The following is a 434-nucleotide window of genomic DNA, read 5'->3' on the forward strand; positions in this document are numbered from 1 at the left end:
TCGGTGATCTCAGCCATGAATCTCACTCCATTTGGTCAGGAAGGCCGTCTGCTGCCCGGATACGAGTTTCAGCGCCTTCCGGACTTCCTCACGGTTTGCTCCAAAGGTCGAGACGAGTTCAGGGTTGCCTGCCGGGCCGAGCAAATTGACCTTCGTCTCGCCAGCACCGAACCCATCATACGGGAAAGCTCATGGTCGTCGGGGAAGATCACGACGCGAAGGCCATATGCGCGATATATGGGGACCACGCAGATAACCTATCAAGATGGGTTCTTCAATGGTGAGCTACGGTTGGCCGAACCGCCATAAAGAAACCCCTCCTGACGAGGCCGGGGGCCTCTGGGCGAGGCTGAGCGATCGCTGGCTGCTCTCGAATCCTCGGCCCTTTTAGTCCATCAATGCCTTCGTGGGCATGCGCACACGATGTTCTGGAC

Annotated in this window: 1 protein-coding gene; it reads left to right on the forward strand. The window is 57.8% G+C overall.

Features of this window, described 5'->3' with window-relative positions; genetic code table 11:
* Positions 1-309: hypothetical protein (locus AB4Y92_RS25935; RefSeq protein ID WP_441822234.1), on the forward strand; the 309-nt coding region annotated here is incomplete at its 5' end.
* Positions 310-434: the final 125 nt, after the last annotated feature.

Origin of the sequence: Lysobacter sp. TAB13 (assembly GCF_052113885.1) — a bacterium.
In the GTDB taxonomy this organism is placed as follows: domain Bacteria; phylum Pseudomonadota; class Gammaproteobacteria; order Xanthomonadales; family Xanthomonadaceae; genus Lysobacter; species Lysobacter gummosus.